The organism is Citrobacter freundii complex sp. CFNIH2, from assembly GCF_002880615.1.
Classification (GTDB): Bacteria; Pseudomonadota; Gammaproteobacteria; order Enterobacterales; family Enterobacteriaceae; genus Citrobacter_A; species Citrobacter_A amalonaticus_F.
Window position 1 is genome coordinate 2,470,976 of the sequence record NZ_CP025757.1, and the last position, 25,126, is coordinate 2,496,101.

The following is a 25,126-nucleotide window of genomic DNA, read 5'->3' on the forward strand; positions in this document are numbered from 1 at the left end:
TTCACCCGCCTCCTCTCCCCGCTTGTCACTGCTATATTGCTATGATTTGCCAGGGATAATACCGATGCCTACCGTTATCACGCACGCCGCCGTCCCGATTTGCCTTGGGCTGGGTCTGGGACTGAAAGTCATTCCTCCACGTTTACTGTTTGCCGGGATCGCCCTTGCGATGCTGCCGGACGCTGACGTGCTTTCGTTTAAACTCGGTGTGTCCTATGGAAACGTGTTCGGCCATCGCGGATTTACCCATTCGCTGCTGTTTGCGTTGGTGGTTCCGCTGCTCTGCGTGTGGATGGGACGACGATGGTTTAAAGCCGGCTTAATGCGTTGCTGGCTGTTTTTGACGGTTTCGCTGCTGTCGCACAGTCTGCTGGATTCTGTCACCACCGGGGGCAAAGGCGTTGGCTGGCTGTGGCCGTGGTCGGATGAACGCTTTTTCGCACCCTGGCAGGTGATTAAAGTCGCCCCGTTTGCGTTATCACGTTACGCCACGCCGTACGGGCACCAGGTGATATTTTCGGAATTATTATGGGTATGGCTACCGGGAGTGATGATGATGGGTGTGCTGTGGTGGTATAGACGTCATTAATAGTGCCTGATGGCGCTACGCTTATCAGGCCTACCGATCATTCCATCGTAGGCCGGACAAGGCGTTAGCCGCCATCCGGCAATTCAGGTAATTACTTACGACGCCAGGTCGTCCCCTGTGGACCATCTTCCAGCACAATGCCCATCTCGTTCAGGCGGTCACGCGCCGCATCCGCTGCCGCCCAGTCTTTGGCTTTACGGGCATCCAGACGCTGTTGAATCAGCGCTTCAATTTCCGCGACTTCACCGTCATCCGCCTGCGCCCCGCTTTGCAGGAACGCTTCCGGATCCTGCTCCAGCAGTCCCAGCACGCCAGAGATCTTACGCAGATGAGAGGCCATCGCGTTCGCAGCGGCCATATCCTCGCCTTTCAGACGGTTCACTTCACGCGCCATATCAAACAGCACGGAGTAGGCTTCCGGGGTGTTGAAATCGTCATTCATCGCCTCAACAAAGCGCGCTTCAAACGCCTCGCCGCCGGCAGGCGCGACCGACGTATCCGTTCCGCGCAGCGCGGTGTACAAGCGCTCCAGCGCAGAACGCGCCTGCTTCAGGTTCTCTTCGCTGTAGTTCAACTGGCTACGATAGTGGCCGGACATCAGGAAGTAACGCACGGTTTCCGCGTCGTAATACTTCAGCACGTCGCGTACGGTAAAGAAGTTACCCAGCGATTTAGACATCTTTTCGCGGTCAACCATCACCATCCCGGAGTGCATCCAGTAGTTCACGTACTCACCGTCATGCGCACAGGTGGACTGGGCAATTTCGTTTTCGTGGTGCGGGAACATCAGGTCAGAACCGCCGCCGTGGATATCAAAGTGATTACCCAGCTGTTTGCAGTTCATCGCGGAACACTCAATGTGCCAGCCAGGACGGCCTGCGCCCCACGGTGACGGCCAGCTCGGCTCACCCTCTTTGGACATTTTCCACAGCACGAAGTCCATCGGGTTGTGCTTCACATCCACCACATCCACGCGCGCACCGGCCTGCAGTTGATCCAGATCCTGGCGTGACAGTTGTCCGTAGTTCGGGTCGGTCGGGACATCGAACATCACGTCGCCATTGTCCGCCACATAGGCGTGACCTTTAGCAATCAGCTGTTCAGTGATTTCTATGATTTCGGCGATATGGTGGGTTGCGCGCGGCTCCAGATCCGGACGCAGAATATTAAGCGCATCAAAGTCGTTGTGCATTTCGGCGATCATACGATCCACCAGCGCGACAAAGCTCTCGCCATTTTCATTTGCGCGTTTAATGATTTTATCGTCAATATCGGTGATGTTACGCACGTACTTCAGCTTGTAGCCCAGAAAGCGCAGATAGCGCGCCACCACGTCAAACGCCACAAACGTACGGCCATGACCAATATGACAGAGATCGTAAACGGTAATACCACACACGTACATGCCGACTTCCCCGGCATGAATGGGTTTGAATTCCTCTTTTTGGCGCGTCAGTGTATTAAAGATTTTTAACATCGAAGATTCCGTGTAAGACGTGTGTGGATAACAAAGTCTGTATAATACCCATAATTGGGACGGGAAGCAGCACACTTTGCGAGGTGATCGCAGCGTGCGGTTATGCTATAACACCTCCCTAACTCTGACCCTTAGTTGGGTTAAAGCACCACTATATCGGAACAGGATGCAAAAATGGTTACTTTCCACACTAATCACGGCGATATCGTAATCAAAACGTTTGATGATAAAGCGCCTGAAACAGTTAAAAACTTCCTGGACTACTGCCGCGAAGGTTTTTACAACAACACCATTTTCCACCGTGTGATTAACGGTTTTATGATTCAGGGCGGCGGTTTTGAGCCTGGCATGAAACAGAAAGCCACCAAAGAAGCTATCAAAAACGAAGCCAACAACGGTCTGAAAAACACCCGTGGTACGCTGGCAATGGCGCGTACTCAGGCTCCGCACTCCGCGACGGCACAGTTCTTCATCAACGTTGCCGACAACGACTTCCTGAACTTCTCCGCTGAAAGCATGCAGGGCTGGGGCTACTGCGTATTTGCAGAAGTTGTTGAAGGTATGGACGTGGTTGACAAAATCAAAGGCGTTTCTACCGGTCGCAGCGGCATGCACCAGGACGTACCAAAAGAAGACGTCATTATCGAAAACGTGACCGTCAGCGAGTAATCGTGACGACACTGTTTATTGCAGATCTTCATCTCTGCACGGAAGAACCGGCGATCACCGCCGGTTTTCTGCGTTTTTTAGCGGGTGAAGCCCGTCAGGCCGACGCGTTGTATATCCTGGGCGACCTGTTCGAAGCCTGGATTGGCGATGACGATCCCAACCCGTTACACCGTGAAATAGCCGCCGCCATTAAAGCGGTTGTTGATTCCGGCGTCTCCTGCTTCTTCATTCACGGTAATCGTGACTTCCTGATTGGCAAACGCTTCGCCCGCGAAAGCGGCATGACGTTGCTCCCCCAGGAAAAAGTACTCAATCTGTACGGTCGTCGGGTGCTTATCCTGCACGGCGATACGCTGTGTACTGATGACGCGGGTTATCAGGCATTTCGCGCAAAAGTCCATCAGCGCTGGCTGCAAACGCTGTTCCTCGCCCTGCCGCTGTGTATTCGCAAACGCGTGGCCGCCCGAATGCGTGCCGACAGCAAAGCCGCCAACCGCAGCAAGTCGCTGGAAATCATGGACGTCAACAAACATGCGGTTATCGCGGAGATGGAAAAACACCATGTCCAGTGGCTGATTCACGGCCATACTCACCGTCCTGATGTTCACCCGCTCACTGCTAATGGTGAACCCGCCTTCCGCGTCGTGTTAGGCGCCTGGCATCACGAAGGATCGATGGTTAAAGTCACGCCGGACGATGTGGAACTGATCGCTTTCCCGTTTTGAGAAAAAAGCTCTCTCATTATTAATACTGGAATACTCGCGATGATTATTAGCGCCAGCCGTCGCACCGATATACCTGCTTTCTACAGTGAGTGGTTAATGAACCGCATTCACGCTGGCTTTTTGCTGACCCGGAATCCTTTTAACTATCACCAGGTCTCTCGGGTGTCATTGCGACCTGAAGATGTTGATGCGATCGTATTCTGGACACGCAATCCCACGAAACTGCTTCCCTATATCGATGAGCTCACTGAAATCGGTCATCGCTTTTATTTCCAGTTCACCCTCACCGGGTATCCGCGGTTGATTGAGTCTAAAACCTTAAATCCGCATAAAGCGCTCGACGTATTCAAACGACTGTCAGCAAAAGTCGGCGCTGAAAAAGTCATCTGGCGCTATGATCCCATTTTGTTTTCAAACCACCTTCCGTTTGACGAACATATCCGCCTGTTCAGTAAAATCGCCAGCGAATTAGAAGGCCATACCCGGCGCGTCGTCATTAGCTTCGCCGATTTCTATCAAAAGACAGAAAAAAACCTGAAGGCGATTGATTCGCTCATTTACAGCGATATCACGCAAAACCATGAACTCTGTTTAGCGTTGTCGCAAAAATTATCAGAGATTGCCCGGCAACATGGACTGGACATTTACTCCTGTGCCGAAAAAGCCAATCTTACCGGGCAAGGCATTCAGCATGGGAAGTGTATTGATGAGGCGCTGATTAATGACTTATTTGGCTTATTAATCCCTGATAGCAAAGATTCAGGTCAACGTGAGGCCTGTGGATGTGTGAAGAGCATAGACATCGGCACCTACAACACCTGCCTGCATGGATGTCAATATTGCTACGCGACCGACAATCAGCATCAAGCCAACAGCAATTTCAAAAAACATGATCCGCAGAGTCCCTTTTTGTCAGGGGGGACCGAGGGGGTTGATCCGCTTCTGTTAGAACCGGTACGTTTCCAGCAAAATCTCTTTTGACGTCGCAGGAAGCCTTAAAATCCAGCTACGCAACCGTTTTCCTTGGCGTAGTATCGTGCTATTCTCTGTGGCCTCAAAAGCAGTGTGTCCCGCACCACAGGAGTTTTCAGACGCATGTCTTCCCGCAATAATCCGGCGCGTGTCGCCATCGTGATGGGGTCCAAAAGCGACTGGGCTACCATGCAGTTCGCCGCCGAAATCTTTGAAATCCTGGATGTCCCACATCACGTAGAAGTGGTTTCTGCCCACCGCACTCCCGATAAACTGTTCAGCTTTGCCGAAAGCGCCGAAGAGAACGGTTATCAGGTAATTATTGCTGGCGCGGGTGGCGCTGCCCATCTTCCAGGTATGATTGCGGCGAAAACGCTGGTGCCAGTACTGGGCGTTCCGGTACAAAGCGCGGCGCTGAGCGGCGTCGATAGCCTGTACTCTATCGTGCAGATGCCGCGCGGTATTCCGGTCGGTACGCTGGCGATTGGTAAAGCGGGCGCGGCTAACGCGGCGCTGCTGGCGGCGCAGATTCTGGCAACGCATGATAAAGCGCTGCATCAGCGCCTGAACGACTGGCGCAAGGCGCAAACGGATGAGGTGCTGGAGAATCCGGATCCGCGAGGTGCGGCATGAAACAGGTTTGCGTACTGGGCAACGGGCAGTTAGGCCGGATGCTCCGTCAGGCGGGTGAACCGCTGGGCATCGCCGTCTGGCCGGTCGGGCTGGATGCGGAACCGGCTGCCGTACCTTTTCAGCAAAGCGTGATTACCGCAGAAATCGAGCGCTGGCCGGAAACCGCGTTAACGCGTGAACTGGCGCGTCATCCGGCCTTCGTTAACCGCGATGTATTCCCAATCATTGCTGACCGCCTGACGCAAAAACAGCTTTTCGATAAGCTCGGTCTGGCGACCGCGCCGTGGCAGTTGCTGGCCGACAAAAGCGAATGGCCTGCTGTCTTTACCCGTTTAGGCGAACTGGCGATCGTGAAACGTCGCGTCGGTGGTTATGACGGTCGCGGTCAGTGGCGTCTACGCGCCGGTGAAACCGATCAACTGCCGGACGACAACTACGGCGAATGCATTGTTGAGCAGGGCATTAATTTCTCGGGTGAAGTGTCGCTCGTTGGCGCACGCGCACATGACGGCAGCACGGTGTTCTACCCACTGACGCGTAACCTGCATCAGGACGGTATTCTGCGCACCAGCGTCGCCTTCCCGCGTGCTGACGCGAAGCAGCAGGCGCAGGCCGAATCCATGCTTTCGGCCATCATGCAGGATCTGGGTTACGTCGGCGTGATGGCGATGGAGTGCTTTGTTACGCCGGAAGGTCTGCTGATCAACGAACTGGCCCCGCGCGTACACAACAGCGGTCACTGGACGCAAAACGGCGCCAGCATCAGCCAGTTTGAGCTGCATCTGCGGGCGATTACCGGCCTGCCGCTGCCGTCACCGGTGGTGGACAGTCCGTCAGTAATGGTGAATCTGATTGGCAGCGATCTGAATTATGACTGGCTGAAACTGCCGCTGGTTCATCTGCACTGGTACGACAAAGAGGTGCGTCCGGGACGTAAAGTGGGTCACCTGAATCTGACCGACAGCGATACCGCGCGACTGGGCGCCACGCTGGAAGCCCTCTCGCCGCTGCTGCCGACGGAATACGCCAGCGGTATCCTCTGGGCGCAAACTCAGCTCAAGTAAGCCTAAAATGCGGGGAAGTTTAACTTATACTTCCCCGTCCTCTCCTTCCGCGCGTAAAATCCCGTCCATTGCTGTTTGTCTTTTTCAGGATTTCTCATGAACGATGGAACGGACTATCGCGCGATCCTTACCGCCGATACGCCCTTAATCGATGTCCGCGCGCCGGTTGAATTTCAGCAGGGCGCCATACCGGGCGCGATAAATTTACCCTTAATGAATGATGACGAGCGCGCCGCCGTGGGTACCTGCTACAAACGCCAGGGGCCAGAGGCTGCACTGGCGCTCGGTCATCAACTGGTCTGCGGCGAGATTCGCCAGCAGCGTCTGAATGCCTGGCGCGAAGCCTGCCTGCAATACCCGCAGGGCTATCTCTGCTGCGCCCGGGGCGGTCAGCGTTCGCACATTGTCCAGCAGTGGCTCCGTGAATCCGGCGTGGATTACCCATTGATCAACGGTGGCTACAAGGCGCTACGCCAGGCCGCGATCGCCACCACGGAAGAACAGGTCCAAAAACCGATCGTGCTGATTGGCGGCTGTACCGGCAATGGCAAAACGCAACTGGTGCAACAGCAGGAAAATGGGGTAGATCTCGAGGGATTAGCCCACCATCGCGGCTCCTCTTTTGGTCGCACGCTGGAACCCCAGCTCAGTCAGGCCAGTTTTGAAAATCTGCTGGCGGTGACGCTGCTCAAAAAGCAGGCCACACGCTGGGTGCTGGAAGATGAAGGCCGGATGATTGGCGCTAACCATCTGCCGGAATGTCTGCGCGAGCGCATGGCGCAGTCCACAATCGCCGTGATTGACGATCCTTTCGAGCGCCGTCTTGAGCGCCTGCGGGAAGAGTATTTTGTGCGAATGCATCATGATTTCACCCACGCCTATGGCGACGAGCCGGGATGGCAGGAGTACAGCAACTATCTGCATCACGGGCTTTTCGCCATTCAACGGCGTCTGGGCTTGCAGCGGTTTAACGCGTTAACCGCAAAGCTGGACGTGGCGCTGGAGGCACAGCGTCATTCCGGCAGCACCGAAGCGCATTTCAGTTGGTTAGTGCCGCTGCTGGAAGAGTATTACGATCCGATGTATCGCTATCAGCTGGAAAAGAAAGCCGGAAAGATTGTCTTTCGTGGAACGTTCGAAGAGGTTGAAGCGTGGTTGCGCAGTTGAAAAATGCCGGATAGTGATCATTTGTAGGCCCGGTAAGCGTTAGCGTCACCGGGCCTGGCATCAGACTCAGAAGTCGTAACGCAGACGTACCAGGTTCATATCACCCAGGTTGTCGGTGCTGGAGGTAAAGACGTGTTCGTAATCAACACGGAAACCGTAATCCAGCTGGAAGCTGATACCCACGCCATTGTCGGTACGCAGGTAGTTGCGACCATTCACGTATTCAATACGGTCACCCATGAAGTACGGCTGAACAGATTTCAACGCATACTGGTTGATTGGGAATTTATAGCCCGCAAAGTATTCCAGACCCCACGCATCACCGGCAAAGTAGTCGTTAACAGACACTTTCTTGGTGGTCATGAAGTTCTGGTACCAGCCGCCGCCCAGTGAGAAGGTCCAGTTATCCGGGGTCCAGCTCAGCGCGGTACCCACGATGTTCTGATCGTACGTTTTGCTGCCGTTACCGCGCATTTCCGCACGCGTGTAGTTCCACGCCGTACCCCAGCTCAGATCGTCAGTAATGTGATAATCCGCACCCAGTGAACCACCGCCTTTACGCTTGTAGTTCAGGCCATTGTTCGGGTTGTAGTCGTCGCTGAACAGATAAGACGCGTAGAGATCAACATCGCCAACCGTTTTCTTATATTTCAGCATTTTGCGGGAACGGTAAGAACCATCATAGTCGCCGTTAATCCCGTTACCCGGAGCCTGACCAATCATGTCGTAGTCCCAGATATCGGTTTTCGCACCGACCACATCGTAATAGATGCTGTTCTGTTGACCGAAGGTCAGCGTACCCCAGGTATCGCTCTTCAGACCGGTGTACAGCATACGACGCGTGGTGTCATGCGCGCCATCAGCATAGTGATTGTCCCAGTTGAACTGCGCCGGAATGTTGACGCCCAGCTCGTAGAAGCTGATCCAACTGATGTCATCAAACAGATAGTAATCTGCCGCGAAGCGGAAACGGGTACCGCCGTCGAAGCCATTGCGTTTATAGCCATTTGCGCCGTCATCGCCCGTCATATTCTGGAACTGAGGACGAATACTCCCGCCAACGGTAAAGTTGAGACGACTCAGCGGATTGCCCGCCTGCGGATCTTGTTTCAGAACGGTGATTTCCGCCTGAGAGGCGAAGGACGTCAATGCCACTGCTGCGCCGATCGATGCCGCCAGCGCTGTTGTTTTTATAGTCATTATTTTTCCTTGATAGATTTCCTGCTAATTATTCAGCGCTTGAATATTAACTGGTATTAACACTGACGTGTTGGCGGGTTTTTAATGATTTGTGCCGTTAAACAGCGAGGGGTTATCAATTTATGCTACTAAGAAAGTACGCGCCAGCATAAAAACCGGCGCGTCATTATCACGGCATTAAACAGTAAACTGACGGAACAACGCTTTCCCTTTCAGCAGACGGACGCCGAGCCAGCCCCCGCAAAGAGAAAGTAAAAGCGCGCCGCAAAGAGGCAGGACAATCCACAAACGCCAGTCAGGTTCCCACGGGAAGTCAAACACCTGAGTTTGCAGCACCGCCAGCGCGGTTTCCGCGCCGATGGACGCCACCAGCCCGGAGACCAGCCCCAGCATGGCAAATTCACACCACAGCGTGGTGCGCAGGAGTTTCTTGCCCGCGCCTAACGTACGCCAGACCACCAGCTCCTGATGGCGCTGACGCATGCCGACCTGCACCTGCGCCAGTAACAGCAGCATGCCGCAGGCGGTCACCAGCACAACCATGACCTCCAGCGCCCGGCTAACCTGCTCCAGCACCTGCCCCACCTGCTTGAGGATCGCGCCGATGTCTAACAGGCTAATCGTCGGGAACTCACGGTTAAGCTGCGTCAGCATGCCGTTGCCGTTTTCCCAGCGGAAGCTGGTCAGCCAGCTTTGCGGCTGACCATCCAGCGCGCCGGACGGGAAGATAAAGAAAAAGTTGGGGCGCAGGCTTTCCCAGTCGACCCGGCGCAAACTGGTCACCTTCGCGCTGAACGCCTGGGTGTCCCCCATAAAAGTGACGCTGTCGCCGAGTGAAACGTTCAACCGTTTTGCCAGCCCCTCTTCCATCGATACCTCGCCTTCTTCTGGCGGCCAGTTGCCGGCGGTGATGGGATTGTGATCCGGACGGGCATCCTGCCAGGTCAGGTTCAGCTCACGATTCAGGGACTCATCTTGTCCACCTTCCGTCGGCGTGTTGTTTATCGCTGTCAACCGCGCCCGCACAATCGGGTAGAACGCTTCCGGGATCACCTGATGCTCGGAGAGAAATGCCTTCACCTGCGGCACCTGCTCCGGGGCAATGTTGATCAGAAAATAGTTGGGACTTTCCGGCGGAAGCTGCTGCTGCCAGCGATCCAGCAGGTCACCGCGTAAAACCAGCAGCAGCGCCAACAGCATAAACGACAACGAAAATGCTGACAGCTGGCTCAGCGTCGACCACGGCTGACGTAACAGGCGACTGACCGCGAGGCGCAGCGGCAGCGCCGACAGCGTCATTCCGCGCAGCACGTTCAGCAGCATCCATCCCAGCACGCCGCACAACAACGCCAGCACGACCGCCCCCGCCAGCACCGCCCACAGCAGCGGGCTGCCGCCCATTAACCCGGCCAGTAACACCACCACCACCACGGTCACGATCGGCAAATAGAATTTCAGCGGCCAGACGTTGGCCACCACGTCACGACGCAATACGCGCAGCGGCTGGGTGGCTAACAACAAGCGATATGGACGCAAACCGACCAGCAGAGAGATCACCGTCATGGTGCCCAACGCCCAGATCCACGGCCAGAAACTGGCAGGCGGCAGCGCGGCGGACAACACCGGTTTAAGCAGCACCATCAGCATCTTTTCGAATAACAGGCCGATCGCCCCACCCGTCACGGCGGAAAGCGCCAGTACCATCAGCCACTGCCCGACAATCAGTTTTCGCAGTTGCGCCCTGCCCGCGCCGAGCGTTTTCAGAATCGCCACCAGATCGTAGCGACTGCGGCAGTAGTGATTCATCGCCACCGCCACGGCAGCGACGGCCAGCAGCAGTGTTAACAGTGCCGAAAGAAGAAGAAATTGTTGCGAACGCTCAAGGGATTTACCCAGCGCGCCTTCGTCCTGTTCAAGTCCGTACCAGCGATGTTCCGGCTTCAGTTGCGGTAACAGCCACTTTTCATAGCCGTCAAGCTGCTGCGGCGTACCGCCAAATTTATAGCGCCACGTGACGCGACTACCGGGCTGCACGGCACCGGTTTTCGCGACATCCGCCGTATTCATTAACAGACGCGGCGCCATCTGGAAGGGATTAAAGCCGGAGTCCGGCTCCTGCACCACTTCACCGGCAATGCGCAGCGTGGCATCGCCGACATCAATGGTGTCGCCGGTTTTCAGATTCAGCAGCGCCATCAGTCGCGGCGCCAGCAGTACCGTTCCCTGCTGCGGCTTGAGCCCCGGCGGGTTGGTTTCCAGCTCGCCGTACATCGGGTAGATGTCATCGACCGCTTTGACGTTCGCCAGCTGTGGCGTATCACCGGCAAAGGTCATGGTGGCAAAGGTCAGTTGTTCTCCGACCTTCAGGCCGCGCTGACGCGCTTCGTCAATCCACGCCTGCGGCACCTCGCGTGAGCTGCGCAGTGCCCGGTCGCCGGCCATGAACTCACGACTTTGCTGACTTAACCCTTTTTCCATCCGGTCGCTGATGTTGCCCAGCGCCAGCACGCAGGCCACCGCCAGACTCAGCGCCAGCCAGACAATCAACAGCGACGGCGAGCGCCATTCGCGCCAGAACCAGCGTGCGATCATGCCTCCTCCTGCAACTGTCCATTCACCAGACGCAGCCGTCGGTTGCAGCGCGCCGCCAGTTGCGGATCGTGAGTCACCAGGATAAGCGTGGTACCGTGTTCGCGGTTAAGAGAAAAGAGCAGATCGGCAATTTTCTCGCCGGTCTGCCGGTCGAGGTTCCCCGTCGGTTCATCGGCAAACAGGACGTCCGGGCGACCATTAAAGGCACGCGCCAGCGCCACGCGCTGCTGCTCACCACCGGAAAGCTGTGCCGGAAGATGGTCCAGACGCTTGCCCAGACCCAGTTGTTCCAGCAGGGCTTTTGCTCCCGCTTTACTTTGTCCGCTGTTTTCGCCGCGCAGCAGTGCGGGAAGTTCGACGTTTTCCAGCGCATTCAGTGTGGGAATCAACATAAAGGACTGAAAGACAAAACCGACATGCTGTGCACGCAGTTGGGCCCGGGCCTCTTCATCCATCTGATGCAGCGGTTTCCCCACCAGATTGACGTCGCCCTCGGTGCCGTCGTCCAGTCCGGCGAGGATCGCCAGCAGCGTGGATTTCCCTGAACCCGACTCGCCAATCAGCGCAATGGTCTCGGCGCGTTTGACAACCAGGTCAACTCCGGTAAGGATGGAAAGCTCGTGCTCCCCCTGACCGACGGACTTCTTAAGACGATGAACTTCAACAATGTTTTCCGCTGGCATTTGCCTTTCCTGTTCCTGATCCTGTTTACCTGTCGGGCCGCTGTGGCTGACACGTTGTTAATCCTCGGCGACAGCCTGAGCGCCGGATACCGAATGTCCGCCAGTGCCGCCTGGCCTGCGTTGCTCAACGATAAATGGCAGAGCAAAACCACCGTGGTGAACGCCAGCATCAGCGGCGACACCTCCCAGCAAGCGCTGGCGCGTCTGCCTGCGCTACTCAAGCAGCATCAACCGCGCTGGGTGCTGGTTGAGCTGGGCGGCAACGACGGACTACGCGGTTTTGCGCCGCAACAGACCGAACAGACGCTGCGCACCATCGTGCAGGACGTGAAGGCGGCGAACGCCGAACCGTTGCTGATGCAAATTCGCCTGCCCGCAAACTATGGTCGTCGGTATAATGAAACCTTTAGCGCGCTCTATCCAAAGCTCGCCAAAGAATTTGATATTCCTCTGTTACCCTTTTTTATGGAAGAGGTCTATCTGAAACCGCAATGGATGCAGGATGATGGTATTCATCCTAACCGCGATGCCCAGCCGTTTATCGCCGACTGGATGGCGAAACAGCTGAGTCCTTTAGTAAAACACGAGTCTTAATTCAACGGAGATCCTGACAGGTAAAGTTATGCAAAAATCGGTCTTAATAACAGGATGTTCCAGCGGTATCGGCCTGGAAAGCGCGCTTGAGCTGAAGCGTCAGGGCTTTCAGGTTCTCGCCGGCTGCCGCAAACCAGACGATGTCACGCGCATGAATAACATGGGATTCACCGGCGTATTGATCGACCTCGACTCGCCTGAGAGCGTGGATCGCGCCGCTGACGAGGTGATCGCCCTGACCGATAACTGCTTATACGGGATCTTTAACAATGCCGGATACGGCGTCTACGGTCCGCTGCCCACCATCAGCCGCGCGCAGATGGAGCAGCAATTTTCCGCCAATTTCTTTGGCGCTCATCAGCTCACGATGCGTCTGTTACCGGCCATGCTGCCGCACGGCGAAGGTCGGATTGTGATGACCTCCTCGGTGATGGGGCTGATCTCAACGCCCGGACGCGGCGCCTACGCGGCCAGTAAATACGCGCTGGAAGCCTGGTCAGATGCGTTACGCATGGAGCTGCGTCACAGCGGAATTAAGGTCAGCCTGATTGAACCCGGCCCCATTCGCACGCGCTTTACTGAAAACGTTAACCAGACCCAGGATGACAAACCGGTGGAAAACCCCGGTATTGCCGCACGTTTTACGCTCGATCCTGAAGCCGTCGTCGCCAAAGTGCGCCATGCTTTTGTCAGCGATAAACCCAAACTCCGCTATCCCGTCACGCTGGTGACCTGGGCCGTCATGCTGCTCAAACGTCTGCTGCCGGGACGCCTGATGGACAAAATTTTGCACGGATGAGTTGAAGCGTACGCGTCAGCCCCCATGTAAAAAAGAAATCGACACAAGAGAGTGACTCCATGTCCACACAGAATATTGTCAACATTAACGAATCGAACCTGCAGCAGACCTTAGAACTGTCGATGACCACGCCGGTCCTGTTCTACTTCTGGTCTGAACGCAGCCAGCACTGCCTGCAACTGACGCCGGTGCTGGAAAGCCTTGCCGCGCAGTACAACGGTCAGTTCGTTCTGGCGAAGCTCGACTGCGATGCCGAGCAGATGATCGCCTCTCAGTTCGGTCTGCGCGCTATTCCGACCGTCTATTTGTTCCAGAACGGTCAGCCGGTTGACGGCTTCCAGGGACCGCAGCCGGAAGAGGTGATTCGCGCCCTGCTCGACAAAGTGTTGCCGCGTGAAGAAGAGCTAAAAGCGCAACAGGCCATGCAACTGATGCAGGAAGGCAACTACACTGAAGCGCTGCCGCTGCTGAAAGACGCCTGGCAGTTGTCTAACCAGAACGGTGAAATCGGCCTGCTGCTGGCGGAAACGCAAATTGCCCTCAACCGCTCCGAAGACGCAGAAGCCGTGCTGAAAACCATTCCGCTTCAGGATCAGGACACCCGTTATCAGGGGCTGGTCGCGCAAATTGAACTGTTGAAACAGGCGGCGGATACGCCAGAAATTCAGCTACTGCAACAGCAGGTGGCGGAAAACCCGCAGGACGCCGGACTGGCGGCGCAGCTGGCGCTGCAGCTGCATCAGGTGGGACGCAACGAAGAAGCGCTGGAACTGCTGTTCAGCCATCTGAAAAAAGATCTTGCCGCCGCAGACGGTCAGGCGCGTAAAACATTCCAGGAAATTCTTGCCGCGCTGGGTACCGGCGACGCGCTGGCGTCGAAATATCGCCGTCAGCTGTATGCGTTGCTGTACTGATCGTATTTGCCCGATGGCGCTACGCGTATCGGGCCTACGCAAGCCGCCGGTTACGATTTCCTTAAATGCGTCACCACCAGTTGGTGACGCGAGTTGTAAAACTTCCGATAGGTTAAATAACAGGCAATGATGGTCGACAGACTCGCCGTTGAGAGCAGCATAAACGTCACCATGATCTGATATTTAATCGCTTTGACCGGATCGATACCGGCAAAGATCAGCCCTGACATCATCCCCGGCAAACTCACCAGACCGACCGTTTTCGCGGAGTCGATCGTCGGGATCAGCGAGGCGCGAATGCTGTCGCGGATCAAGCCGGCAGACGCCATTTTCGGCGTGGCGCCGAGGCTGAGTTTCTCCTGAATCTGCTGTTGTTCACTGCTGAAACGCTGGCCGAGATTGTTGTAGCACAATCCGACGGCCACCATCGCATTACCAGCGATCATCCCGGAAATGGGGATCACCTGCATCGGAATAAATTCAATCGACCCCGACAGCACCAGCACCGCCAGCGTTAACCCTGCCCCTGTCGTGATGGCAATAAACGAGGAAACAAACGCTTTATCAATATATTTACTGCGCTTCTGCGCGTTATACGCGGCGTTAAAACAGATAAATAGCACCATCACTAACGTCAGGACCGCATGATTCACCGCGAAGATATATTTCAGGACATAGCCGACGATAATAAGCTGAACCACGGCGCGAGCGACGCTCCAGAGAATATCTTTCTCCAGCGCGAGTTTCTCTTTATGGCTTATCAGCATCGCCACCACCACCAGCATCATCGCTAATGCCAGTGACTCGTTAGTAATATTATGTTCATTCATTACGCGCTTCCTGCATTTCTCCGGCATGCGGCATCAGAGTGATTATTTCATCCGCATGATTAATTTCGTCTTTATCGTGAGTCACCCACAGCACCCCTATCTGCTGATCGCGAGCATAGTGATGAATAATCTCATTCACATTGCACTTATTGCTTTCATCCAGCGCGCTGGTGATTTCATCAAGCAGTAAAACCTGCGGCAAAAACTGTAAATTGCGGATCAGCGAAATGCGCTGTTTCTCTCCGCCGGAAAGTTCGTTGATATTTTTCGCCAGAATCGACTCCGGTAGTTGAAAGCGGGCCAGATCCGCCAGAAAAGCCCCAGGATCAGGGCGCCGGTTACGGATTTGCCAGGGGAAGATCAGATTATCGTAGACGGTATCGCCAAACAGCGCGGGCGTCTGGGCGCAATAGGAAACCTGTTGACGATAATGTTCCGGGTTGAGAGTGGCGATATCCTCCCCGACAAAGAGGATCTCGCCGCTATTCGGACTGAGCAACGACGCAATAATCTTCAGTAATGTACTTTTTCCACAGCCGGAAGGGCCGGTGATTAATTTAAATTCACCGGGATGTAAGTCAAAACTGATGTTATTCAGAATTTTCGTGGTCCCGACCTGGTAACCCACATTGTTTACCTGCAGCAAAATGCTATTTTCACGCATTATCTATCCTGTTTTCGCGTTTTATCGCAAAATAGTGTATCCCTCTAATTAACGGGAGGGGAACTCTCTTTAATGAATCAGGTATAATTTCAAGAGTAACGTCGCCAATCACGACATCATGGACAGTTCAACAGGAGGTTTTTCAATGCTTATCGTTATTCCTATTCTCATTTTTGTCGCGCTGGTCATCGTCGGTGCCGGCGTGAAAATTGTTCCCCAGGGGTATCAGTGGACGGTAGAGCGATTTGGCCGCTATACCAAAACGCTGCAACCGGGCTTAAGCATCGTTGTGCCGTTCATGGACCGGGTTGGCCGCAAAATCAATATGATGGAGCAGGTGCTGGATATTCCCTCGCAGGAAGTGATCTCGAAAGATAACGCCAACGTCACCATTGATGCCGTCTGCTTTATTCAGGTGATTGACGCTCCGCGTGCGGCCTATGAGGTCAGCAATCTGGAACTGGCGATCATCAACCTCACCATGACCAACATCCGTACCGTTCTGGGTTCGATGGAGCTCGATGAAATGCTCTCCCAGCGTGACAGCATCAATACCCGACTGCTGCATATTGTCGATGAAGCCACCAATCCCTGGGGCATTAAAGTTACGCGTATCGAAATTCGCGATGTCCGCCCACCGGCTGAACTGATCTCCTCAATGAACGCCCAGATGAAAGCGGAACGAACCAAGCGTGCCTATATTCTGGAAGCCGAAGGGGTGCGTCAGGCGGAAATCCTTAAGGCTGAAGGGGAAAAACAGTCGCAGATCCTGAAAGCTGAAGGGGAACGTCAGTCCGCCTTCTTACAGGCGGAAGCCCGCGAACGTTCCGCTGAAGCGGAAGCCCGCGCCACCAAAATGGTGTCTGAAGCGATCGCCTCCGGTGATATTCAGGCGGTGAATTACTTTGTGGCGCAGAAATATACCGAAGCGCTACAGCAAATCGGCTCGTCCAGTAACAGTAAAGTGGTGATGATGCCACTGGATGCCAGCAGCCTGATGGGCTCCATTGCCGGGATCACTGAACTGATCAAGGACAGCGCCAGCGAACGGAATAAATAATGATCGAGATGATTGTGGGGCATCCCCATATTTTCTGGCTCAGCCTCGGTGGTCTGCTTCTGGCCGCTGAGATGCTGGGCGGCAACGGTTATCTGTTATGGAGCGGCGTCGCGGCGGTCATTACCGGCATTCTGGTCTGGCTGTTGCCCGTCGACTGGGAATGGCAGGGTGTTATCTTTGCCGTCTTAACGCTGCTTGCCGCCTGGTTCTGGTGGAAGTGGATGGCAAAACGCGTTCGTGAACAAAAGCCCGCAGACAGTCAGCTCAACCAGCGCGGTCAGCAGCTGGTCGGCCGTCGGTTTGTACTGGAGTCGTCTCTGGTCAATGGTCGTGGACACATGCGGGTTGGCGACAGTTCATGGCCGGTCAACGCCAGCGACGATCTGCCCGCCGGCACTCACGTTGAAGTGATTGCCGTTGAAGGCATCACGCTCTATATCAGACCCCTTCCCCGATGAAACAGATGACAGGAATCGCATGATGGTCAGGAAGACGCCTCTGGCATTAAGTTTTTGCGCACTACTGGCGAGCGCCCCGCAGGCATTCGCCTCGTTTGATATGGCAGACTGCACGTGGAGCGACGAACGCTGCCTACTGAAAGGCGACCCTATTCTGACGCCCGATAATGATTCTCGCGATAACCTGTTGCGCCTGCTGAGTGAGGCAAAGTCGTTTGCTGTGCCCGTCCAGTCGATGCCCGCGGATATCACCCGCTCGCGCGACTTCTATTTTGCTTATCACCCGCAGTGGGATGACATTGATGTCCGGACGGACTCGCCTGCACAAACGCAGAACGAAACCAGCCCGCTCGCCGGGCAAATGGCAACGCTGCAGGTGGAGCCGGTTGAATTCAACCACGACGATGAGCAGGAAAACCGTTTTGTCTCCAATAATGCCGACAGCGTCAGTCAGTTTTTTGCCGCGCTGCAAAGCGATGCGGCGCTGACGGCAGAACAAAAGCAGGCGCTGGCGCAGGCACGTCTGGGGCTTTATTCCGGGGCCAACGCAGAGCAAATTACGGCGTCCCTCGCCGCGCTCCCGGCGGATTCAGTTGCCCTGACGTATAAAACCTATCTGACCGGCGCGGCCCATTTTTACGCGGGTGAATACGAAAGCGCCGCGCAGACCTTCACGTCTCTGCTTAAGAGCGATCGCCCGTGGCTGGCGGAAACCGCGCAATATATGCTGATGCGCACGGCGCTGAACAAAAGCAGCCAGAACAGTGTCGGCGAATATGGCGATTTTGATATCGCGCGAATAAACCGTGAAGACGCCTTGCTCGCGCAAAAAGAGGCGCAAACCTATCTCCAGCGCTGGCCAGAAGGCCGCTATGCCGATTCCGCACACGGCATGCTGCGTCGCATCCACTGGTATTTGCAGGACTGGACGTCGCTTGCAGGATTGTATGAGCAGGCATTCCAGCAGGCCGCCGATGCGCAGGCGCTGCGAAACCTGGTGATTGAATACGATAATGTCTATGGCATGCAGTTTTACGATCAATCCGTCCAGGAGGCGTTCGCCGATGCCCCCCTCGTCAGTTATATCGAGATGCTGCGCGCCCTTCGTCTGAACAGCGACCTGAAGCCAACCCTGACGCAGGCGAACCTTGATGCCAGCAAACCGGTTTTTGAAAAAAGCGGGAAACTGCCGCTGTGGCGCGATCTGCAACTCAACCTGTGGCTGGTGACAGAGAACGATGCTGCCATTCTTCAGGCGGTTACCCCGGCGCAAGAACTACCGGCTCACGATATCCTCGCCTTCAGTGAACAGGTTCTCTACGGTAACGCGCTGATGGGACAAAAGCAGTGGCCAGCGGCACGCGATTTCTGGTCGACACTGCTGAAGCTGAGCCAGGATAACGAACAGCGGCAGTATGTGCAGGCAAAACTGGCGGCGACGCTGGTCTACAGCGGCGATACGGCGGCGATGTTTGCCCCGGACAGCGCGGTCACCAGCTTGCGCTATCGCTCGCGGGTACTGAAAACTGTGGCGACGCCTGAACAGCTGCGCCAGCAGGTCAGCCAGGGGCCGAATAATGAAGAACGCACTATCGCGCTGCATACGCTGCTGGTGCGCGATCTCACTGAAAACCGCTTTAGCGACTGGCTGCAGGACCGCAAACTCGCCAGCGCCATCACGCAGCCGGTGATCGGTGAAGCATTCAACGACGTCAATCTGAGCACGTTTGACTGGAACGGCGACGCCGCTGAAGCCGGTTACGTGTGCCGCAGCCTCAATGACACCGTCGGCACGCTGAGCAAAAATCCCGATGATGCCCATGCGCTGAACTGTCTGGGTGAGTTTTTCCGCACGTCGCAAACCCATGTCGATTTGTGGAAAGACAGCGCAGGCAATGGCGTGCTGGAAGCCGCTATCGACCGCAAGCATCCGGTTGGGCAGTATGACCGCCAGAGTTACTATCAGCAGGTCATTACCTCGCCGCAAGCCGAGCATGAAGACAGAAGTTACGCGCTGTATCGCGCCATCATGTGCTACGCCCCGTCCGGTGCAAATGAGTGCGGCGGAGAAGAGGTGGACAAACAGCAGCGCAAAGGCTGGTTCACGCAGTTGAAAACCCAGTATCCGGGCAGTCCGTGGGCGCAAAAACTCAAATACTACTGGTAATCGCGCTACTGGCGGGACAGGCGCAGGCAGTTGAGACGGTTACCGCCCGCGAACATCCCGCCTTCTGGCTCTGGTCAGGGGTAAAGGCCAGCGATGAACTGAGAGGCGCCCGGACGGTCTATCTGCATCAGGGTGAAGTATTGATGCGGGCGAAGGGCGCAGAGTTTCAGCGTCTGGGACTTCCCGTCAGTCGCCTGACGTTTCCGTCCATCTGGCTTACCATACGCTTTACCACGCTCGACGTTCCGGACGCAATTCCGGCACGCATCGTGCGGCTGATGCAGCGCTGGCAGGCGGCGGGAAATCAGGTTGTAGGGCTGCAGGTCGATTTTGACGCCGCGACGCATCAACTCGCCGACTATGCCCGCTTTCTGCGGGCATTGCGCCAACAACTGCCTCCCGACTTTGCTCTTGGGGTAACCGGATTACTGGACTGGGCGAAAACCGGTGACGTCGCGACGCTGAACGCGCTGCCGATCGATGAACTGGTGGTGCAGAGCTATCAGGGGCGGCGCACGGTGACGAATTATCAGGACTACCTGCCCGCCCTCACCCGCCTGCGTATTCCCTTTAAGCTTGGTCTGGTACAGCACGGTATGCGGGACAGCCAGGCGGAAGCACTGTTACGCACATCCTCGTGGTATCGCGGCACGGTGGTCTTTATGCTCAACCCCGACGCGCGTTAAGCCTGCGCCTTGTGGTGGCAGCAGCCAGAAAGGTTATCAATAATTGGGCATTCCGCACTGTCATCGCCCGGACACGACTCAGCCAGCGCCAGCAACTGTACGCGCATTGACTGTAATTCGCTGATATGGCGCTCAATTTCAGCCACTTTCTCCAGCGTCCGCTTTTTGACATCCGCGCTGTGACGCCCCGGATCGTTGAACAGATTTACCAGTTCACCGCACTCTTCAAGGTTGAATCCGACCTGGCGCGCCTGGCGCAGTAGCGTCAGCTCATTGAGATGCTGCTGCCCGTACGTGCGATAGCCGTTTTCGCCACGCAGCGGCGGCGTGACCAGCCCTTTCTCTTCATAAAAGCGAATCGCTTTACTGGTTAAGCCGGTTTTTTTTGCTACATCGGATATATTCACTTTCTCCCCCAGGCCTTCCCTTTGATAGAAGGTTTTCAAGTGGCGTAGCGCCACAGTGCACTGCGCCGATCCATTCCACCCACAAGCCATCGTACGGCCTTTCTTTCGTTCGTTCAACAACGCCCAGCACAGGAAACCACAGCACACAGGCTGAAGCGGATCCAAGACGGAAACGGCGCTATACCGCACCCGCCTAAGCAATTTGGAGCGAAAAAATTGTGAGCGGCTGTAGTGTGGAGGTTGCAGGATGAAATAGAGCAAAGCCTTACGGCGCAAGGGTTGCGTATTAAAAGTTAAATTTTCTGGTGTTGCGCAGCGTCGCAAAAAGGATCGAGAAAAATTCCATTGTTTAAGGATTGCAGGTAAGACGAAAACGCCCACGATGGGGCGTTAATCTGCAAATTACGCGGCGACTTTTTTCGATGTCATGACAGGGGATATCATATTTTTGTAAACAGTATCAGCGGGAATATCTGTGAGTACCAGTGAGTGCGCACCAATAGTGACGTTATCCCCAATCGTAATTTTCCCGCCAAGAATTGTAGAGTTGCAGCCGATATCCACATTACTGCCGATGATTATCATTGCGTCAGCGCTGTCTGTGCGCAGGCCAATCGTAATACCTTGCTTAAGATCGGCATACTCGCCGATGACGCAATTATCAGTAATCACTATGCCGTTAAGATGCGCAATGTTCAGACCTTTACCAATTTGGCAGGATAACGAAATATCAACAGGGTGACGTTGTTTGAGACGATGTTCAATTTTTCGGGCTATCCGTTTTTTGAATTTACTGTCTTGTCCGTATAGCCAGGAAGCGATCCGCCACCAAAAAAGGAAGTGTTTCTTATGATTACGCCGGGTGCGGATTATGGCCCTGCGCCATGAAAAGGCCTTATCACGGCCTATGACCTCAAGGCGAATGCATTCCTTCAGTTCGGAGTATGAGTTCACGTGTAGTCGTCCTGACGCAAAAATCAAAGGTTAATTCTAAATTAATACCTCATAGAGACAACATTTTTTAATGCAGGCTATGCTGAAAAAAGCCTCACAACATAGCAAGGCTTTGTCATTGTAATGTGGACACTTTTGTCGAAGTGTGGACACTGATTTTAAATATCCCTTTCAATCAGCAGTATAAACACTTGACCTTCCCCTTGCGGGAAGGTTTAACCTTTATCACAGTCAGTTAATCCCTGTAATAAAGGAGTGTAGTGATGTCTCAAACTATCGACCTGACCCTGGACGGCCTGTCCTGCGGTCACTGCGTCAAACGCGTAAAAGAGAGTCTTGAACAACGCCCGGATGTTGAACAGGCTGAGGTTACCGTGACTGAAGCGCACGTCACCGGTACTGCCAGTGCCGAAGCGCTTATCGACACCATCAAACAAGCCGGTTACGGCGCAGAGTTAAGCCACCCAAAGGCTAAACCGCTGGCGGAGTCATCAATCCCGTCGGAAGCGCTGGCAGCGGTCCCTCCTGAGCTTCCGGCAGCGACGGCTGAAGATGAGAGCCAACAGCTGCTGTTAAGCGGCATGAGCTGCGCCAGCTGTGTTTCCCGGGTACAAAATGCGCTGCAAAGCGTTCCCGGGGTCACGCAGGCACGGGTAAACCTCGCGGAACGTACTGCGCTGGTGATGGGCAGTGCGTCCGCCGCAGATTTAGTCCTGGCGGTGGAAAAAGCCGGTTATGGCGCGGAGGCGATTGAAGACGATCTCAAACGCCGTGAGCGCCAGCAGGAAACCGCCATCGCAACAATGAAACGCTTCCGCTGGCAGGCGATTGTCGCCCTGCTGGTGGGTGTGCCGGTGATGGTCTGGGGGATGATGGGCGATAACATGATGGTGACCGCCGACAACCGCAGTCTGTGGCTGGCGATCGGCCTGGCAACGCTCGCCGTGATGGTCTTTGCGGGCGGCCATTTTTATCGCAGCGCGTGGAAAAGCCTGATGAACGGCACCGCGACGATGGATACCCTGGTGGCGCTGGGTACCGGCGTTGCCTGGCTGTATTCCATGAGCGTCAACCTGTGGCCGCAGTGGTTCCCGATGGAAGCACGTCATCTTTATTATGAAGCCAGTGCGATGATCATTGGTCTGATTAACCTCGGACACATGCTGGAAGCCCGCGCGCGTCAGCGCTCGTCTAAGGCGCTGGAAAAATTACTCGATCTCACGCCGCCAACGGCGCGGGTGGTTACAGAAGAAGGTGAAAAGAGCGTACCGCTGGCAGAGGTTCAGCCGGGGATGCTGTTGCGCCTGACCACCGGCGACCGCGTGCCGGTTGACGGTGAAATCACCCAGGGCGAAGCCTGGCTGGATGAGGCGATGCTCACTGGCGAACCTATCCCACAACAAAAAGGGGAAGGCGACAGTGTGCATGCCGGTACCGTCGTGCAGGATGGCAGCGTGTTGTTCCGCGCCAGTGCGGTAGGCAGCCATACCACACTGTCGCGCATTATTCGCATGGTGCGCCAGGCACAGAGCAGTAAGCCTGAAATCGGTCAGATGGCCGATAAGATTTCCGCCGTGTTTGTCCCGGTCGTGGTACTGATTGCGTTGGTGAGCGCGGGTATATGGTACTTCTTTGGCCCGGCCCCACAAATTGTCTATACCCTGGTGATTGCCACGACGGTACTGATCATCGCCTGTCCTTGCGCGCTGGGTCTGGCGACGCCGATGTCGATTATTTCCGGCGTAGGTCGTGCGGCTGAGTTTGGCGTACTGGTGCGTGATGCCGATGCGCTGCAGCGCGCCAGCACTCTGGATACCGTGGTCTTCGACAAAACCGGGACGCTGACCGAAGGCAAACCCCAGGTCGTTGCGATTAAAACCGTTGGCAGCACTAACGAGGCGCAAGCGTTGCGACTGGCGGCCGCGCTTGAGCAAGGCTCCAGCCACCCGCTGGCACGGGCGATTCTCGACAAAGCGGGTGACGGCGCACTGCCGCAGGTCAACGGTTTCCGCACCCTGCGTGGATTAGGCGTTAGCGGCGAAGCGGAAGGCCATACGCTGTTGTTGGGCAACCAGGCGCTGCTGAATGAGCAGCAGGTTGACACCCGCGAACTGGAAGCCGAGATTTCAGCCCAGGCTTCCCAGGGCGCCACGCCGGTATTGCTGGCGATTGATGGCAACGCGGCGGCGCTGCTGGCCGTACGCGATCCGCTGCGTAGCGACAGCGTGGCAGCCCTTCAGCGACTGCACCGTGCCGGTTATCGTCTGGTGATGTTAACCGGCGATAACCCGACAACGGCCAACGCCATCGCCAAAGAGGCGGGAATTGATGAGGTGATTGCCGGCGTTCTGCCGGACGGTAAAGCCGATGCCATTAAACGTCTGCAAAGCCAGGGGCGTCAGGTGGCGATGGTCGGTGACGGCATCAATGATGCACCGGCACTGGCGCAGGCCGATGTCGGGATTGCAATGGGCGGCGGCAGCGACGTGGCGATTGAAACTGCCGCAATCACACTGATGCGCCACAGTCTGATGGGCGTAGCAGATGCGCTGTCCATCTCCCGTGCCACGCTGCGTAATATGAAGCAGAACCTGCTCGGGGCGTTCATCTACAACAGCATCGGGATCCCGGTGGCCGCCGGTATCCTGTGGCCGTTCACCGGTACGCTACTCAACCCAGTGGTTGCCGGTGCGGCAATGGCGCTCTCATCCATTACCGTGGTGAGCAACGCTAACCGACTGCTGCGCTTTAAACCAAAAGAGTAAGCGATGCCGGATGGCGCTGACGCTTATCCGGCCTACTGCGTTAATGTGGAACGGCAAAGCCGGATGAGGCACTTTAGCGCCGCCATCCGGCAATTCACACATTGCACAGCCCTGGGTCACGCGTTAGCATGGGCTTCTGATTAGGGAGGTCGCATGGATCTGTTTTACCGGGTAAAAACATTCTTCGCTACGCTATCCGGCAATCGCTATACCTGGCCCGCCATTGATGTTTCGTTGCCCGGCAACCGCCATTTCCACCTGATTGGCAGTATTCATATGGGCAGTCGCGATATGTCCCCTCTCCCTGCCAGACTGCTCAAAAAGCTTAACAACGCCGATGCGCTTATTGTTGAGGCCGACGTCTCCGGCAATGACAGCCCCTTTGCCGATCTACCCGAGTTTGCCGCGCTGGAACAACGCATCAGCGAGGAGCAATTGCGCAGCCTGCATCGCGCGACCGATGAACTGGGGATCTCTCCGGCGCTGTTTTCCACGCAACCGCTGTGGCAAATCGCGATGGTGTTGCAGGCCACCCAGGCGCAACAGTTAGGATTACGCCCGGAATACGGCATTGATTATCAACTGTTGCAGGCCGCGAAAAAGGCAGAAAAACCGGTGATTGAACTGGAAGGCGCCGCCAGTCAGATTGCGCTATTGTGCGAACTGCCTGATAACGGTCTGGCGCTGCTGGATGATACGTTGACGCACTGGCACACCAACGCCCGACTGCTGCAGCAGATGATGAGCTGGTGGCTGAAAGCGCCGCCGCAGGACAATCACCTGACGCTTCCGAACACCTTCAGTCAGTCGCTGTATGATGTGCTGATGCATCAGCGCAATATCGCCTGGCGGGATCGTCTGGCGGCGCTGCCTGTGGGTCGCTATGTGGTAGCTGTCGGCGCGCTGCACCTGTATGGAGAGGGGAATCTGCCGGAGCTGATGCGATAAAAAAAGTGGCCAATATTTCTATTGGCCCGTCAAAGAGGAATTTCATCATTATTATTATGCCGCCGCTTAATGCGACGGTGTATGTCGATTGTCGCTCAAACTCTGCATC

24 protein-coding genes are annotated in these 25,126 nt (G+C 55.6%); 16 read left to right on the forward strand and 8 right to left on the reverse strand.

All coding sequences use genetic code 11. From position 1 onward, the window contains the following. The first annotated feature begins 64 nt into the window (after positions 1 to 64). The gene (locus WM46_RS12205) at positions 65 to 589 is read left to right on the forward strand and encodes a metal-dependent hydrolase (protein WP_061076700.1); all 525 of its coding nucleotides are present in this window, start codon (positions 65 to 67) and stop codon (positions 587 to 589) included. Between the two features lie 91 nt (positions 590 to 680). Here WM46_RS12205 and cysS read toward each other — a convergent pair whose 3' ends face one another. Further along, positions 681 to 2,066, reverse strand: a complete 1,386-nt coding sequence (gene cysS / locus WM46_RS12210; RefSeq protein WP_102602391.1) for a cysteine--tRNA ligase — start codon at positions 2,064 to 2,066, stop codon at positions 681 to 683. 174 nt (positions 2,067 to 2,240) lie between these two features. Between cysS and ppiB the strand changes: the two genes are divergently transcribed. From ppiB to mnmH, 6 genes are all read left to right on the forward strand, one after another. Beyond that, positions 2,241 to 2,735: a peptidylprolyl isomerase B gene (gene ppiB, locus WM46_RS12215; RefSeq protein WP_061076698.1), complete on the forward strand. Its 495-nt coding sequence runs from the start codon at positions 2,241 to 2,243 to the stop codon at positions 2,733 to 2,735. A gap of 2 nt (positions 2,736 to 2,737) precedes the next feature. Continuing rightward, positions 2,738 to 3,460 carry a UDP-2,3-diacylglucosamine diphosphatase gene (gene lpxH, locus WM46_RS12220; protein WP_102602392.1) on the forward strand — a complete coding sequence of 241 codons (723 nt, stop codon included), beginning with the start codon at positions 2,738 to 2,740 and terminating at the stop codon, positions 3,458 to 3,460. Positions 3,461 to 3,499: 39 nt separating this feature from the next. Next, entirely contained in the window at positions 3,500 to 4,441 is a 942-nt protein-coding gene (locus WM46_RS12225) for a DUF1848 domain-containing protein (protein WP_102602393.1), read from the forward strand. A 114-nt stretch (positions 4,442 to 4,555) separates the two neighbouring features. Beyond that, positions 4,556 to 5,065, forward strand: coding sequence for a 5-(carboxyamino)imidazole ribonucleotide mutase (gene purE, locus WM46_RS12235; RefSeq protein ID WP_043001520.1), 510 nt, complete (start codon positions 4,556 to 4,558; stop codon positions 5,063 to 5,065). Continuing rightward, positions 5,062 to 6,129 carry a 5-(carboxyamino)imidazole ribonucleotide synthase gene (gene purK, locus WM46_RS12240; RefSeq protein ID WP_102602394.1) on the forward strand — a complete coding sequence of 356 codons (1,068 nt, stop codon included), beginning with the start codon at positions 5,062 to 5,064 and terminating at the stop codon, positions 6,127 to 6,129. Before purE ends, purK begins: the two co-directional genes overlap by 4 nt. A 96-nt stretch (positions 6,130 to 6,225) precedes the next feature. Continuing rightward, positions 6,226 to 7,296 (forward strand): tRNA 2-selenouridine(34) synthase MnmH, encoded by a 1,071-nt coding sequence (gene mnmH / locus WM46_RS12245; RefSeq protein ID WP_102602395.1) that lies wholly within the window; start codon positions 6,226 to 6,228, stop codon positions 7,294 to 7,296. A 66-nt stretch (positions 7,297 to 7,362) separates the two neighbouring features. On the opposite strand, the gene WM46_RS12250 is transcribed toward mnmH, so the two are convergent. The 3 genes from WM46_RS12250 to ybbA all read right to left on the reverse strand — a co-directional run bounded on the left by WM46_RS12250 (position 7,363) and on the right by ybbA (position 11,771). Beyond that, positions 7,363 to 8,496 carry a porin gene (locus tag WM46_RS12250; RefSeq protein WP_061076692.1) on the reverse strand — a complete coding sequence of 378 codons (1,134 nt, stop codon included), beginning with the start codon at positions 8,494 to 8,496 and terminating at the stop codon, positions 7,363 to 7,365. A 177-nt stretch (positions 8,497 to 8,673) separates the two neighbouring features. Continuing rightward, complete coding sequence (ybbP, locus tag WM46_RS12255) at positions 8,674 to 11,088, reverse strand: putative ABC transporter permease subunit YbbP (protein WP_102602396.1); 2,415 nt, start codon at positions 11,086 to 11,088, stop codon at positions 8,674 to 8,676. Then, a complete protein-coding gene (ybbA, locus tag WM46_RS12260; protein ID WP_102603828.1) occupies positions 11,085 to 11,771 on the reverse strand; it encodes a putative ABC transporter ATP-binding protein YbbA in 687 nt (228 codons plus the stop codon). Before ybbA ends, ybbP begins: the two co-directional genes overlap by 4 nt. Between ybbA and tesA the strand changes: the two genes are divergently transcribed. Genes tesA through WM46_RS12275 form a run of 3 tightly spaced genes read left to right on the forward strand, consistent with a single transcriptional unit; the run spans position 11,742 to position 14,078 of the window. Beyond that, positions 11,742 to 12,365 carry a multifunctional acyl-CoA thioesterase I/protease I/lysophospholipase L1 gene (gene tesA, locus WM46_RS12265; RefSeq protein WP_061076689.1) on the forward strand — a complete coding sequence of 208 codons (624 nt, stop codon included), beginning with the start codon at positions 11,742 to 11,744 and terminating at the stop codon, positions 12,363 to 12,365. The genes ybbA and tesA overlap by 30 nt on opposite strands. A gap of 28 nt (positions 12,366 to 12,393) precedes the next feature. After that, positions 12,394 to 13,164, forward strand: a complete 771-nt coding sequence (locus WM46_RS12270) for an SDR family oxidoreductase (RefSeq protein ID WP_102602398.1) — start codon at positions 12,394 to 12,396, stop codon at positions 13,162 to 13,164. 59 nt (positions 13,165 to 13,223) lie between these two features. Continuing rightward, a complete protein-coding gene (locus tag WM46_RS12275; protein WP_102602399.1) occupies positions 13,224 to 14,078 on the forward strand; it encodes a co-chaperone YbbN in 855 nt (284 codons plus the stop codon). A gap of 50 nt (positions 14,079 to 14,128) precedes the next feature. Here WM46_RS12275 and fetB read toward each other — a convergent pair whose 3' ends face one another. Next, entirely contained in the window at positions 14,129 to 14,908 is a 780-nt protein-coding gene (fetB, locus tag WM46_RS12280) for an iron efflux ABC transporter permease subunit FetB (protein ID WP_102602400.1), read from the reverse strand. Continuing rightward, positions 14,901 to 15,572 (reverse strand): iron efflux ABC transporter ATP-binding subunit FetA, encoded by a 672-nt coding sequence (fetA, locus tag WM46_RS12285; protein WP_102602401.1) that lies wholly within the window; start codon positions 15,570 to 15,572, stop codon positions 14,901 to 14,903. The genes fetB and fetA overlap by 8 nt, the downstream gene beginning before the upstream one ends. A 145-nt stretch (positions 15,573 to 15,717) precedes the next feature. Here fetA and WM46_RS12290 point away from each other — a divergent pair, with 145 nt between their 5' ends. Genes WM46_RS12290 through WM46_RS12305 form a run of 4 tightly spaced genes read left to right on the forward strand, consistent with a single transcriptional unit; the run spans position 15,718 to position 19,943 of the window. Beyond that, positions 15,718 to 16,632 carry an SPFH domain-containing protein gene (locus tag WM46_RS12290; protein WP_061076685.1) on the forward strand — a complete coding sequence of 305 codons (915 nt, stop codon included), beginning with the start codon at positions 15,718 to 15,720 and terminating at the stop codon, positions 16,630 to 16,632. Next, positions 16,632 to 17,090, forward strand: coding sequence for an NfeD family protein (locus tag WM46_RS12295; protein WP_102602402.1), 459 nt, complete (start codon positions 16,632 to 16,634; stop codon positions 17,088 to 17,090). Before WM46_RS12290 ends, WM46_RS12295 begins: the two co-directional genes overlap by 1 nt. 22 nt (positions 17,091 to 17,112) lie before the next feature. Then, on the forward strand, positions 17,113 to 19,257 hold the full coding sequence (locus WM46_RS12300; protein WP_102603829.1) for a hypothetical protein: 2,145 nt from the start codon (positions 17,113 to 17,115) through the stop codon (positions 19,255 to 19,257). Further along, entirely contained in the window at positions 19,227 to 19,943 is a 717-nt protein-coding gene (locus WM46_RS12305) for a DUF3142 domain-containing protein (RefSeq protein WP_102602403.1), read from the forward strand. The genes WM46_RS12300 and WM46_RS12305 overlap by 31 nt, the downstream gene beginning before the upstream one ends. Here WM46_RS12305 and cueR read toward each other — a convergent pair. Continuing rightward, on the reverse strand, positions 19,940 to 20,350 hold the full coding sequence (gene cueR / locus WM46_RS12310; RefSeq protein WP_044258912.1) for a Cu(I)-responsive transcriptional regulator: 411 nt from the start codon (positions 20,348 to 20,350) through the stop codon (positions 19,940 to 19,942). The genes WM46_RS12305 and cueR overlap by 4 nt on opposite strands. Positions 20,351 to 20,752: 402 nt before the next feature. Continuing rightward, positions 20,753 to 21,304 (reverse strand): serine O-acetyltransferase, encoded by a 552-nt coding sequence (locus tag WM46_RS12315; protein WP_262360476.1) that lies wholly within the window; start codon positions 21,302 to 21,304, stop codon positions 20,753 to 20,755. A gap of 263 nt (positions 21,305 to 21,567) precedes the next feature. On the opposite strand from WM46_RS12315, the gene copA reads away from it, so the two are divergent. Beyond that, positions 21,568 to 24,069, forward strand: coding sequence for a copper-exporting P-type ATPase CopA (gene copA, locus WM46_RS12320; RefSeq protein WP_102602404.1), 2,502 nt, complete (start codon positions 21,568 to 21,570; stop codon positions 24,067 to 24,069). Between the two features lie 153 nt (positions 24,070 to 24,222). After that, positions 24,223 to 25,017, forward strand: a complete 795-nt coding sequence (locus WM46_RS12325; protein ID WP_102602405.1) for a TraB/GumN family protein — start codon at positions 24,223 to 24,225, stop codon at positions 25,015 to 25,017. The last annotated feature ends 109 nt before the right edge of the window (positions 25,018 to 25,126 follow it).